Annotated in this window: 11 protein-coding genes and 1 pseudogene; 10 read left to right on the forward strand and 2 right to left on the reverse strand. The window is 39.4% G+C overall.

Annotated features, from left to right (window positions below; translation table 11 throughout):
- Nucleotides 1-61 precede the first annotated feature (61 nt).
- A complete protein-coding gene (locus G6554_RS17510) occupies nucleotides 62-1387 on the reverse strand; it encodes a D-serine ammonia-lyase (protein ID WP_166244191.1) in 1326 nt (441 codons plus the stop codon).
- A gap of 488 nt (nucleotides 1388-1875) precedes the next feature.
- On the opposite strand from G6554_RS17510, the gene G6554_RS17515 reads away from it, so the two are divergent.
- Entirely contained in the window at nucleotides 1876-2370 is a 495-nt protein-coding gene (locus G6554_RS17515; protein WP_166244193.1) for a hypothetical protein, read from the forward strand.
- A 163-nt stretch (nucleotides 2371-2533) separates the two neighbouring features.
- Here G6554_RS17515 and gad read toward each other — a convergent pair.
- A pseudogene (gene gad, locus G6554_RS17520) lies at nucleotides 2534-3938 on the reverse strand (glutamate decarboxylase).
- Between the two features lie 282 nt (nucleotides 3939-4220).
- On the opposite strand from gad, the gene G6554_RS17525 reads away from it, so the two are divergent.
- The 9 genes from G6554_RS17525 (at nucleotide 4221) to G6554_RS17565 (ending at nucleotide 13849) form a co-directional block, all read left to right on the forward strand.
- A complete protein-coding gene (locus tag G6554_RS17525; RefSeq protein WP_166244195.1) occupies nucleotides 4221-6146 on the forward strand; it encodes a BglG family transcription antiterminator in 1926 nt (641 codons plus the stop codon).
- Nucleotides 6147-6402: 256 nt separating this feature from the next.
- Nucleotides 6403-6711, forward strand: coding sequence for a PTS sugar transporter subunit IIB (locus tag G6554_RS17530; protein WP_166244197.1), 309 nt, complete (start codon nucleotides 6403-6405; stop codon nucleotides 6709-6711).
- Between the two features lie 25 nt (nucleotides 6712-6736).
- On the forward strand, nucleotides 6737-8068 hold the full coding sequence (celB, locus tag G6554_RS17535) for a PTS cellobiose transporter subunit IIC (RefSeq protein ID WP_166244199.1): 1332 nt from the start codon (nucleotides 6737-6739) through the stop codon (nucleotides 8066-8068).
- Nucleotides 8069-8188: 120 nt separating this feature from the next.
- Nucleotides 8189-8509, forward strand: a complete 321-nt coding sequence (locus G6554_RS17540) for a PTS lactose/cellobiose transporter subunit IIA (RefSeq protein WP_166244201.1) — start codon at nucleotides 8189-8191, stop codon at nucleotides 8507-8509.
- Nucleotides 8510-8647: 138 nt separating this feature from the next.
- The gene (locus G6554_RS17545; protein WP_166244203.1) at nucleotides 8648-10141 is read left to right on the forward strand and encodes a family 1 glycosylhydrolase; all 1494 of its coding nucleotides are present in this window, start codon (nucleotides 8648-8650) and stop codon (nucleotides 10139-10141) included.
- Nucleotides 10142-10340: 199 nt separating this feature from the next.
- Nucleotides 10341-10712 (forward strand): DUF956 family protein, encoded by a 372-nt coding sequence (locus G6554_RS17550; RefSeq protein ID WP_166244205.1) that lies wholly within the window; start codon nucleotides 10341-10343, stop codon nucleotides 10710-10712.
- Between the two features lie 401 nt (nucleotides 10713-11113).
- The gene (locus G6554_RS17555; protein ID WP_166244207.1) at nucleotides 11114-12085 is read left to right on the forward strand and encodes a mannose/fructose/sorbose PTS transporter subunit IIA; all 972 of its coding nucleotides are present in this window, start codon (nucleotides 11114-11116) and stop codon (nucleotides 12083-12085) included.
- A gap of 27 nt (nucleotides 12086-12112) precedes the next feature.
- Nucleotides 12113-12919 (forward strand): PTS mannose/fructose/sorbose transporter subunit IIC, encoded by an 807-nt coding sequence (locus G6554_RS17560; RefSeq protein WP_166244209.1) that lies wholly within the window; start codon nucleotides 12113-12115, stop codon nucleotides 12917-12919.
- Nucleotides 12920-12937: 18 nt separating this feature from the next.
- A complete protein-coding gene (locus tag G6554_RS17565; protein WP_166244211.1) occupies nucleotides 12938-13849 on the forward strand; it encodes a PTS system mannose/fructose/sorbose family transporter subunit IID in 912 nt (303 codons plus the stop codon).
- Nucleotide 13850 lies beyond the last annotated feature (1 nt).

The raw sequence follows: 13850 nt of genomic DNA on the forward strand, positions 1-13850 counted from the left end.
TTAGGTAAGTTTGTGAATTACAAGGTAACTTAAGAAGTGGCTGAATCCCATTTTTCATCTTCTAATGAACAAGACAAACCTGGTGAATTAGTTCTTTCCCTTTTTGGTAAAAGTGCTCCATGTCCGCCTGTGGGACGAGTGATCCACCGGTTGCCCAAACAATATGTGTTCCTTTTTCCTCATTTGTTAAATATCCCGAATTTGCCACTAGTTCTGGCCCCATAAGGCCGGATGTTGAAGATGGCTCAATGAAAATTCCTTCATTGTCTGCCAATAAAGCTAGTAATCTGTATAATTCATCATCTTCTACAGTATAAATACCGCTGATGAGATGCTCACTAATAGAAGTTGCAAAACTAGAGGGGCGGCCTACTGCCAAGCCGTCAGCTTCCGTTCGATTATCGATACCAAAGTCCTGCACACAAACCTTTTCTTTTTCCCCAGTTAACAGACCAATTAATACAGAGGGGGAATGAGTTGGTTCTACAAAGAAACAATGGACATGATCACCAAAAATTTGCTTTAACCCAAAAGTGATTCCTCCTGGAGAACCGCCCACTCCGCACGGAAGATAAACAAGAAGCGGGTGATCCTTGTCGACTTTAATATTCTTTTCCTTCAGTTGCTTTTGTAAACGGAAGGCTGCAACACTGTACCCTAAGAATAAATGCTTTGATTTTTCATCGTCGACAAAATAGGCTTGAGGATCTGTCAATGTCTCTTGTCTTCCAGCACGTATTGCTTCCCCGAAATCTCCAGAAAACTCGTACACAGTTGCCCCTTTTTCACGAAGCAAATCCTTTTTCCATTGCTTAGCATCGGCCGACATGTAAACGGATACATTGAAGCCAAGTTTTGCGCTTATAATCCCGATGCTTAAACCGAGATTTCCAGTGGAACCTACCCCAATTTTATATTGGCTGAAGAAATTCTTTACTTTTTTTTCAGAAAAAACTTCATAATTATCGTTTTTACTTACAAGTCCACACTTTATTGCTAATTGTTCGGCATGATGAAGAACCTCGTAAACTCCACCTCTTGATTTAATAGAACCAGCAATCGGTAATTCATTATCACATTTTAGATAAAGATCACCATTAAAAGTTCCGGGTAATGCAGTTTTCATTCTGTTTATTTTTTTCAATGGTGATTCAATAATTCCATTCAATTCTTTCGTCTCAGGGAATTCCTTTATAAAAAATGGAATAAAGCGCTCCCATAACTGTTCAGCCTCTATCATATCATCAATCGTTACAGGAAATTCCGGCAAATCTTTCATGGGCTTTAAATTAGTATTTAACCATAAAACAGGTTGGAGTTTTGTTATTTTCTTTAATAATGGAAATTCTCTTTTCCAATATTTAAGTTCATGTGATGAAAGTACCATCTAAAGACTCCCTTTATTGAAATTGATTATCATCCTGAATTGAATACTATCATAATAAATCACTAAAAACCTTGACCAAAATCAATGCTTTACCAGATAGTAATATCAGAAAAGGCACATGGCTGTACCCTTAATATTCCAAATTTTGTAGTCAGTCCCCCGTTGCTTTAAAGCGGTGGTCTGACCCCTTTTTTTCCAGATGATGGGTACTTTATAAAAGAGTTTACTGCCCTTTTAATCAAACGATTCATTAGTATTACCATGTGTTGATATTTGTAGGAATAAGTACTTTGTTAGTTTCCATTGTCAGTTTTGAAAGAAAATCGTAGAGCTCAAACTTTCATACGGCAAATAATTCATATGAAAATAACCCAAAGTTCGTTTGATAACGGGTTTACAAGACGCCATTTGGCTTTCACTAGAAGATGCAATTCAACAAAATAAAAATTTAATGATATAATCGGCGTATCGACGAATGGGGGTAATGCATGGTGGAAAAGGAGCAAGTTGTCTTCCTATCAAATGGGATGGAACAAACCAATTTTACTTTGTTTGACATAAAGAAATTAGATGTAACGATTAAAAATTTCCTTCCAGGCTTTCAAAAGGGAAAAGAGGCCATATCAGGTTTTGAAGTAACAAAACGGGATAATACTATAAGCTATATTTTTACCTTTATTCATTCAGGGGAGAATTATTATCTAGTCATCTATACAAAAAGTAAAAAGGCTGTAGTGGAATTGAAAAATGTAGAGGTGATTGATGGAAACTCATATATTGTTTGGAAGTATAGTCCAGCAAAGCGTGATGGGAAGAACCAAGAGAGAAAAGATTATTTTAAAAAGCATTTTGGTTCTGCCATTCGTCAAATATTCATTCCAAACTCACCTTCTGAAATAGAAGCATTTATTGGCGAACTGTTTGCTCTTAGTCAAAGTCGTTTAAAAGCTGATCATATCGGTGAGGAGAATGACACCATATAAGAAGGGAAAGAGGCTTCTCATCCGTTGCAATAACTTGTGGAGAGCCTCTTTTTCATGTCTTTCGTTACATGAAGGCAACCAGCGCCGCTTTAACGCAAACCCCGAGCATACAAGCTTCCGACGATCCCGAGATGACGCTCACCACCTTATGCACCTTCTGAATTTAGTGGTGAAAGCCATTGTCGTGTTTCGTATCATGTGGTATGGCCCCGTCCAAGGCATCCAGAAAGGCAACGGTCTGTTTGAGATTCATCAAGAACAAATGACCAAGATCCATGGAGAACCCGTTGCGAACCACAATCCGCATAATCGTTACATCTTCCATATCTGGGGGCAAAGGATAAGCAGGAACTTGCCAGCCGAACGTACGCAATTGCCGAGATAAATCATAAAGATTCCATTTTGATGTGTACCCGTCCTTCAATCGCCAAGCGAACACCGGAATATCCGAACCATCGGTTATGAGTTCAAATGGCTCCATTCCCTTAATCTCCCTGCTAAGAAACTGCGCTACTGCCTGAGAAGCCTTTTGCACCTGATAGTACCCGTCCTTACCTAAACGAAGAAAATTATAATATTGCAAGAGGACTTGTGCACCGGGCCGAGAGAAATTCAGGGCAAAGGTTGGCATATTTCCTCCTAAATAGGAAACACGGAAGATGAGATCCTCAGGGAGATCTTCCGCTTCCCGCCATATTACCCATCCCAGACCAGGGTAGACTAATCCATATTTATGCCCGGATACATTGATAGACTTTACCCTAGGTAATTGAAAATCCCAGACCAAGTCTGATTGAAGGAAAGGTGCTATAAAGCCTCCCGAAGCAGCATCCACATGCATCGGAATATCGAGACCTGTCCTCTCCTGTAAATCGTCCAATGCTTTGGCGATGGCGGCGACCGGTTCGTAACTACCGGTATAGGTCAAACCGAGAATCGGGACCACACCAATTGTATTTTCGTCCACGACAGCGAGAACCCCTTCAGGATCCAAGTAAGGTCGATCAGGGCTAATATTTACATACCGAGGTTCCACATCCCAATAGTTTTGCAAATTTTTCCCAAACGACTTGAACAGCGGAACTAAACACAATATTTGGCTGGTCAATCGGCTTCTCTTGCCGTTTGCGTGCTTGCTGCCAGCGACGCTTTAACGCAAGCCCCCCGAGCATACAAGCTTCCGATGATCCCGTCGTTGAAACGCCCATCGTGGTTTGCGGCTGGGGCGAATGCCAAAGATCGGCTAAAATGCGGACACACCGTTCCTCTATCGCCGCTGTTTGCGGATACTCATCCTTGTCAATCATGTTTTTGTCGAATGTTTCAGTATATAAGCGGTCTGCAGCAGGCTCCATCCATGTGCTAACGAATGTCGCGAGATTCAGAGTGGCATTTCCATCTAGAATGATTTCATCATGAATTATTTGATACGCTGTTTCGGGTAACATGCCTTGATCACGCATCTGAAAGCGGGGAACTGCCTGTTCTCCTTCACGAGCAAACAGAGGATTTACAGATAATTCGTGGGGCAACATCATTTGTGTGTGGTGCGGGTGCCATTGTGGCATATAGGATCAACTCCTCCAATTTACATTCCTTACTCATTTTTTGGATAGGGGCCATAAAATATACATAGCGTATAGGGTTGCAAATGATTACTATTTCTTAGCTTTTGGGAAGCGCTTTTTTGCATTTCTTTGTTAATATGTAAGTAGCCTGTACAGTGCTTTCTTTTACAACTGCTGTTAGAGGTGTACAATTAATTTAGTCATTTAAACGTTAGTTGCAGAAGGGGGCAACTATAAATAATAGATTCGATCAACTTATGAAGAAAGGTAGTAGATAAATAAATGGTGTCGAAACGACAAAGAGACATCGTGTTGTCTTTAATGAAGGAGAAAGAACCTGTTACAGCCGAATGGATAGCAAAAGAACTTGGTGTGAGTGACAGAACCATTCGCACCGAGATTAAAGACCTTCAATCCCAATCGTCTTCGTTAGGAAGCAGGATTGAATCGGTTAGAGGAAAAGGGTATCTATTAGAAATAAAGGATTATAACGTGTTTGAAAAGGAATTTAGCCCTAATACGAATGATACGATAGAAGAAGTCCAATCTGATTTTTCTGAACAGTCAAATCGGGTTTTGTATATGTTAAAAAGATTTTTATTAGAAAGAGAACCTATAAAATTAGAAAGTTTAGAGGAAGAGCTATTTATTTCCAAGCCAAAACTTCAAAATGACTTAAAACTCGTCCGAGAAATATTAGAGAGTTATCATTTGAAGTTAGTCTCCAGACCGCATCATGGCACGCAGGTCGAAGGCGATGAATATATGAAACGGCTATGTTTTTCAAATTATATTTTAAGAAGAAATAGTCACTTAAACATTGATAGCCATTCTTTTCATCTCTTGGATCAAAACCAGTTTGAAAAGATAAAGGAAACGATCATAAAAAAAGTGAATGAATACAAAATTGAGATATCTGACATTGCTCTTGAAAATTTAGCAACCCATATCACAATCGGATGCAAGAGAATTGAAGAAGGATTTGTCATTGAAATCCTTGAAAACGATTTAGCCGAAAAATACCCCTTTGAGAAAATAGTGGCGAATGAAATTGTCAAAGAAGTAGAGGAGTTCACCAGTTTGAAGTTCCCAAAATCTGAGATTGATTATATTATTGTTCATTTGTTGGGGACAAAATTAATTCATAAGAATACCTTGCAAGAATTTAGTAAATTTGACGAGGTAGACACCATCATTCATTGTATGCTTGAAAGATTGAAAACCGAATTAAATTGGGATTTTCACGAAGACTCGGAATTCATTCAAGCGCTGGCGTTGCACATTCGGCCAGCAATGAACCGGTTGCGCTATAACATGAATATTCGGAATCCATTATTAGACGAAATTAAGCGGAAATATCCAAGCGCTTTTGAGGGGGCTGCTATCGCGAGTAGATGCATCGACGAATATTTGGAGGTAGAGGTAGGAGAACACGAAATTGCTTATATTGCCTTACATATCGGGGTGGCATTAGAAAGAATGAAGACAAGGCAGAAAAAGGTAAAACGAGTGATTATCGTGTGTGCTTCTGGTGTTGGGAGCGCCAAACTTTTGTTTTATCGTTTACAAAATGTATTTAAAGATGAAATCGATATTGTGGCTACAACCAATTATTATCAATTAAAAGAATACGATCTTTCCGCAATTGATTTTATTATTAGTACGATTCCAATAAAAGAAGAAATAGGTGTTCCAGTACAAGTGGTCAATACCTTTTTAGGAGAAGGAGATATTGCAAATATCCGTAAGGGATTGTCGTCTGCCATCGTGTGTGAGGAACAGAGTTATTTAGATGAATCCAGAGTATTTATTCATAAAGAATTTGAGGATAAAGAAGGCGTTATCCGTTTTTTGTGTGAAGAATTATTCACACAAAAACTTGTCTCCAAAGAGTATGTAAATTCTGTGTTGGAAAGAGAGGCGGTCGCTCCAACCAGCTTTGGGAATCTTGTGGCCATCCCGCATCCACTTACACCAGAAACAGAGGAAACATTTTGGACGGTGTGCACATTAAAGAAGCCAATCGAATGGGCCGATAAACATAGGGTTCAATTTATCTGCTTGTTAAACATTAGAAAGGTACCTGAGGATGACCTGGAAAGGATGTATAAAAGGCTCATTGCGCTAGTTGAAAACAGTACAACGGTCCAAAGAATTCTTAAGAGTGAATCAGCGGAAGAAATTATAAAGATATTAAATGAATCTTAACTGTACGAGGGTATTCAAAAAGGGATACCCTTTTTCGTTATGGGCATATTATCGGGGGATATGTAATGGACCTACCTAAAACTTCATGTATTCACTATATTTCCGTTACGTAACGGAAAAATCCTTTCTGTAAAATAAACCGTTTTCACCATAAACTATAAACAGAAAGTGATGAAAGTACTCTTAAAACAGCTTAGATTCATTGGCTAATTGTTTTTAATAAATAACATTTACAGATAATAGGAGGAATAAATCGATGAATATTTTATTATGTTGTGCAGCAGGGATGAGTACAAGCTTGTTGGTAACCAAGATGGAAAAGGCAGCCCAAGAACAAGGCGTAGAAGGGAAAATTTGGGCAGTTGCAGCTAATTCAGTCAATCAACATATTGACAATGCGGATGTCCTACTTTTAGGACCTCAAGTTAGATACCTGCTTTCAAATATGAAAAAGCTAGGGGAAGAAAAGGGTATTCCAGTGGATGCAATCAATCCAATCCACTATGGTACGTGTAATGGTCCAGAAGTTCTAAAAACAGCTATAAATCTAGTAAATAACAAATAATAAATAATAAAGGGAGAAAAAGAGAATGAGTAAATTCAACAGCTTTCTAGAAGAGAAAGTCATGCCTGTTGCAGGAAAAATTGGTGCGCAAAGACACTTATTGGCTCTCCGTGATGGTCTCATTGCGACGATGCCCTTCATTGTCATTGGTTCGTTCTTCCTGATACTAGCCAATTTGCCAATCCCGGGTTACGCTGATTGGATGACTTCTATTTTCGGTCCAACATGGGCTGCTAAATTAAGTTATCCAGTAGATGCAACGTTCAATATCATGTCAATTATTGCCGCATTCGCGGTTGCTTACCGATTAGCAGAAGGCTATAAGCTTGACGCGATGAGTGCCGGTGCTATTTCCGTTGCGGCGTTCCTATTGACAACACCATTTAGTTTCCTATTCACTCCTGCTGGAGCGGATGGCGTTTTGGTAACTGGTGCGATTTCAAAAGCTTTCTTAAGCAGTAAAGGTTTGTTTGTTGCCTTACTTTTTGCCATCATTTCAACAGAAATTTATCGTTGGGTGGTTAAAAAAGATATTGTTATTAAAATGCCGGCGGGTGTACCGCCTAGTGTTGGTAAATCATTCGCCGCTTTAATTCCAGGATTCTTTGTTCTTGTCGTGGTTTGGGTCATCCGTTTACTTGTTGAATTGACTCCTTATGAAAGTATCAACGGCTTAGTTACAACCCTTTTAGGTGATCCGCTAAAAATGGTAGGTCTTACTTTAGGTGGATCCATTGTAGCTGAATTATTCGTAACGATATTATGGGCTACTGGATTACATGGTACGAACATTGTTAAAAGTGTCATGGAACCAATTTGGTTTGGTGCGATGGGGGATAATATGACAGCTTATCAAGCTGGACAACCTCTTCCACACATCGTTACCCAACAATTCTGGGATAACTTCGTCCATATTGGCGGAACGGGTGTAACATTTGGTTTGGTTCTATCAATGATATTGTTTGCTAAATCTCAACAAATGAAAAGTCTTGGACGTTTGGCGTTTGCTCCAAGTATTTTTAACATTAACGAGCCATTAATCTTTGGTATGCCCATTGTGTTAAACCCAATCATGATCATTCCATTCGTCCTTACTTCAATTGTTACCGTTATTGTAACATTCCTTGGAATGGATATGGGATTGGTTGCAAAACCTTCTGGTGTAGCAGTACCTTGGACAATGCCGCCAATTATCTCAGGCTATCTTGCATCTGGTGGACATATTTCGGGTGCTGTTATGAATTTGGTTAACATTGCCATTTCGTTCGTCATTTATCTTCCATTCTTCAAAATTTATGATAAAGCGAAGAAGAGAGAAGAAGATGCGATGAACGCAGGTAAAACAGAAATCGCGTAAGAAAGTGCTGGGCATTAGTTTGACTAGTGCCTAACCTGTTACTTTAAATATTGACACATAATTGGCAGGAGAGGGGACGGCCCCTTTCCTAGTAAATCACATGAAAGGCCGTTGTTAACCATGAATAAAGAAGAACTTTACAACCATGCATTTCAATTAATCCTTCATGCAGGAAATGCAAAAAGCTTTGCAATGGAAGCAATGTATGCTGCTAAGGGTGGTAATTTTGATGAAGCAGATGCCAAATTAGCCGAAGCAGATTCTGCCTTTAATGAAGCACATCATGTTCAAACTGACTTAATCCAAAAGGAAGCAGGCGGAACAGAATTCAATCTGCCTCTTATTATGATTCATGCACAAGACCATTTAATGACATCGCTGACTCTTAAAGATTTAGCCAGTGAAATTATCGATTTGCATAAACTTATCAAAAAGGCTTAAAACATACGGAATTTTAATGGCCCAACATACTTTGGGCTTTTTTTATTCAATTTGGCATACTAACTCTTTCAATGATAGTAAGGGGCGTAATTTGCTTTTGACGCCATAGTCTTTCTAAAAGAAAGGAAATGAACTTTAATGAAAAAAACATTCCCGGAAAATTTTTTATGGGGTGGAGCTACAGCTGCAAACCAATATGAAGGTGGATACAATCAAGGCAGCAGAGGGCTTGCAACAAGCGACTTCATAACAAATGGTTCTGCAGACAGGCCAAGAAAAATTACGATCCAGTTAAAAGATGGCACAAAAACAATGGTAAATCGACGACCGACCGGAGACCCCGAAATTGATACGATACCCGAAGGTGCATCGGGCTATATTGATGAAAATGTTTATTATCCAAGCCATAAAGCGGTTGATTTTTACCACCATTACAAAGAAGATATTGCTCTTTTTGGAGAAATGGGCTTTAAGAGTTTCAGGCTATCTCTTAGTTGGTCCCGTATTTTCCCTAATGGTGGAATTGAAGGAGAACAACCCAATGAGGAAGGGTTAAAATTTTACGAAGATGTTTTTAAAGAGTGTAAAAAGTATAACATCGAACCATTAGTCACTCTATATCATTTTGAAACTCCTGCTTATTTGGCTGAACAGTTTAATGGTTGGGGCGGCCGCGAGACGATCGATTGCTTTTTAAGAATGTGCCATGAAGTCTTTACAAGATATAAAAATTTAGTGAAGTATTGGATCACCATTAACGAAATTAATGTATTAAATGGTTATGCCTTTATGGGAACCAGGGAGGCTACCGCGCAGGTACGTTATCAAGCAAAGCATCATATGTTTGTTGCGAGTGCCCTAGCCAATAAACTATGTCACGACATCATTCCAGATGCAAAGATTGGCTGTATGGTTGCATTAAGCTGTATTTATCCGAAAGATTGCAAGCCTGAAAATATATTTGGTGCTTTAGATTATCGAAGAGGAGCATTGATTTATTCTGATGTCATGATGAGGGGATATTACCCATCCTACGCTGATCGCTTCTTTGAAGAGATGGGGGTAACGATAAATAAAGAACCTGGGGATGATGAAATCATCAAGGCGCACCCATCCGACTTTTTATCTTTTAGTTATTACCGTAGCAGTGTGTACCATACTGAAATTGTTCAAAATACGGATACCGGCGGACAAATGGGGGATGTAAATCCTTTCGTAGAAAAAACAGAGTGGGGTTGGGCGATTGATCCAATTGGGCTGAGATACACTTTGTCTGAACTTTATGACCGCTATCAAAAGCCTCTCTTTATTGTTGAAAACGGAATGGGGACCATTGATAAACGGGATGAAAATGGATATGTGGAAGATGATTATCGGATCCAATACTTCCGAGATCATATTGCAGAAATGAAAAAAGCCGTTACTTTAGATGGTGTTGACTTAATGGGCTATACACCATGGGGCTGCATTGATTTAGTTTCAGCAGGAACGGGCGAGATGAAAAAACGCTATGGTTTTATTTATGTAGATATGGACGACGAAGGAAATGGAACATTAAAGAGAACAAAGAAAAAATCATTTGATTGGTACAAGAAAGTGATTGCAACTAACGGAGAAGATCTTAGTTTTTAGATAAAATAGATACTAAGATTGCCAAAACCTATAATAGGTACTCATCTTCTCAGTTCTATTCTTTGTGATGGTGTCCGATATTTTTTCGGTCATGATTATTTGAAGATACTGCTCGAATTTGTCCCAGGTTATTCATTGCTTAAAGTGATAAAAAGAGTATAATAATGATTTATTATAAGAATGAAATGGAGTAACGATTATGGTCCAATCAATCAGTACAAAAGTCGATTTAGTTATGGATGCAACTTCACATATGGGAATTGCGGAGTATGGTAAAATTATGATTGGAGACAAGGGATTTGAATTCTTCAATAGTCGTGACGCTCGTAAGTTTATCCAAATTCCTTGGGAAGAAGTAGATCACGTGATCGCTTCAGTCATGCTCAAAGGAAAATGGATCCCGCGTTATGCGATCAAAACGAAGCGGAATGGGACGTATACATTTTCTTCAAAAGACCCGAAAAAGGTTTTGCGCGTCATTCGCCAATACGTTGATCCGAGCCATATGGTCCAATCATTAAGTTTCTTTGATGTTATTAAACGCAGTTTGAAGAGTAAATCTAAAAAGTAATAGTTCCAGTCAAGGCAGATAGAAACTTGTCTTTTTGTTTGTAAAACTTCAAATTGCTAACGGATAAACGGGTACAAATAAATAATACATTTTACCCACTTGAAAGAGGAATATCGGTATGCTATAATACCTAAGAAAGCTCATTAAAGTGATGCAGAAGCTGTTTTTTGATCACACTAATTACAGCGTTTGCAAAAACAAATTTATATAGCCATTATTTTTTAACGTGTTACTGATTCGATCAGGCATGAGTGAAAAGTATTGATTGATTTGAAGAATAAGGGGTACTCTATACCTATATCTTCATCTAATCGACTTTTTGCTCATGCCTTTTTTATGTTTATGTTGAAACTGTAATCGCTTAGATGAGCTGAAAAATACTAATAATAGGAGGTAAAAAGATGGTAGGAATTATCATTGCTAGTCACGGTGAATTTGCTACTGGTATCTTGCAATCCGGAGAGATGATCTTTGGAAAACAAGAAAATGTAAAAGCAGTTACATTGATGCCGAGTGAAGGACCTGATGATGTAAAAGCAAAAATAAAAGATGCAATCGCCTCTTTCGACAACCAAGACGAAGTATTATTCTTAGTAGATCTTTGGGGTGGAACTCCTTTCAACCAAGCCAATAGCTTGATTGAAGGACACGAAGATAAATGGGCAATCGTTGCTGGTATGAACTTACCAATGTTGATTGAAGCTTTTGCATCACGCTTCTCCATGAATACTGCGCATGAAATTGCCGCGCATATTTTGGGCACAGCAAGAGAAGGGGTTAAAGTAAAACCTGAAGAATTAGAACCGGCGCAAGTCTCTGCACCAGCTGCTGCTAAACCATCGAATGCAGGCGCTCCTGGTAAATTTGAATACGTGTTAGCTCGTATTGACTCACGACTTCTTCACGGACAAGTAGCGACTGCGTGGACAAAAACGACACAGCCTACACGCATCATCGTGGTATCTGATGCAGTAGCTAAGGATGATCTTCGTAAGAAATTGATCCAACAGGCTGCACCTCCAGGTGTAAAGGCACACGTTGTTCCTGTCAAAAAAATGATCGAACTTGCAAAAGATGATCAACACTTCGGCGGCCAGCGCGCGTTACTTCTTTTCGAAAACCCGCAGGATGCGCTTAGAGCGGTTGAAGGTGGCGTTCCATTGAAAACAATTAACGTTGGATCTATGGCACACTCAATTGGTAAAGTTCAACCAAATAAGGTATTGGCCTTTAACCAAGATGATATTAATACTTTCAATAAGTTAAAAGCTGCTGGTTTGAACTTCGATGTACGTAAAGTGCCGAACGATTCAAAAGGCAACATGGACGAAATTATCAAGAAGGCTCAAGAAGAGTTAAAGAAACTAAAATAAATCCAGAGAAAACGGAGGATTAATAACATGGATTTGAATGTGATTCAAATAATATTAGTCTTTATCGTAGCATTCTTAGCTGGTATGGAAGGGATTTTGGATGAATTCCAATTCCACCAACCGCTTGTAGCGTGTACGTTAATTGGCTTAGTTACAGGAAACTTAGTACCATGTCTTATCTTAGGTGGTACTCTTCAACTGATCGCTTTAGGTTGGGCAAACATCGGAGCTGCCGTAGCACCGGATGCTGCGTTAGCATCAGTTGCATCTGCTATTATTTTAGTTTTAGGTGGACAAGGTAAAGCTGGTGTGGCTTCTGCCATTGCGATTGCTGTTCCGCTTGCAGTTGCTGGCCTTTTATTAACCATTATCGTTCGTACACTAGCAACAGCAGTCGTCCACTTTATGGATGCTGCCGCTCAAGAAGGAAACTTCAGAAAAGTTGAATTTTGGCAAGTCGCTGCCATCTGCATGCAAGGGTTACGTATTGCCATTCCAGCTGCATTAATCGTAGCTGTTGGTGCAGGTCCGGTTAGAGACTTACTCACAGCTATGCCAACTTGGTTGACAGACGGTTTAGCAATTGGTGGGGGAATGGTCGTAGCTGTTGGTTATGCAATGGTTATTAACATGATGGCTACAAAAGAAGTATGGCCATTCTTCGTCATTGGTTTTGTATTAGCATGTATTTCACAAATTACACTTATCGGTCTTGGGGCAATCGGTGTGGCACTCGCACTTATCTACTTAGCGCTTTCTAAACAAGGCGGTTCAGGTAATGGCGGAAACGGAAACACTGGTGATCCACTAGGCGATATTATTGACAGTTACTAAGAAGGAGGGCGGATAAAAATGGCAAATGAATTAAGATTATCAAAAAAAGATCGTATTTCTGTTTGGTGGCGTTCCACTTTCCTTCAAGGTTCTTGGAACTATGAACGTATGCAAAACGGTGGTTGGGCATACACGATGATTCCCGCAATCAAAAAATTATATAAATCAAAAGAAGATCGTGCTGCAGCACTAAAACGTCATTTAGAATTCTTTAATACGCACCCATATGTAGCTTCACCTATTATTGGTGTAACGTTAGCACTTGAAGAAGAACGTGCAAATGGTGCGCCAGTTGATGACACAGCCATTCAAGGTGTTAAAGTCGGTATGATGGGGCCTTTAGCGGGTATCGGGGATCCAGTTTTCTGGTTCACGGTTAGACCGATCCTTGGTGCGTTAGGCGCTTCTCTAGCTTTGACCGGTAACATCCTTGGGCCGATTATTTTCTTCGTTTTATGGAATCTTATTCGTATGGGATTCACGTGGTATACGCAAGAATTTGGTTACAAAGCTGGTTCTAAAATTTCGGACGACTTATCTGGCGGATTACTTCAAGATATTACAAAAGGTGCATCCATCCTAGGTATGTTCATCCTTGGTTCATTAGTTAACCGGTGGGTATCTGTCAGATTTGCACCTGTTGTATCCGAAGTTAAACTCTCCAAAGGTGCGTATATTGACTGGAACAACTTACCTGCAGGAGCAAAAGGGATTAAAGCTGCATTAGAACAACAAGCTGCTGGTCTTTCATTAGAACCTGTTAAAGTAACTACATTACAAGGCAACTTGGACAGCTTAATTCCTGGTTTTGCTGGACTCTTAATCACATTCCTTTGCATGTGGCTGCTTAAGAAAAAGGTTTCTCCAATCCTTATGATTCTTGGATTGTTCGTGGTTGGTATCGTCTTCCACTTAATCCACTTAATGTAAT

It is taken from the genome of Bacillus sp. MM2020_4 (assembly GCF_011250555.1).
Lineage (GTDB): Bacteria > Bacillota > Bacilli > Bacillales > Cytobacillaceae > Neobacillus.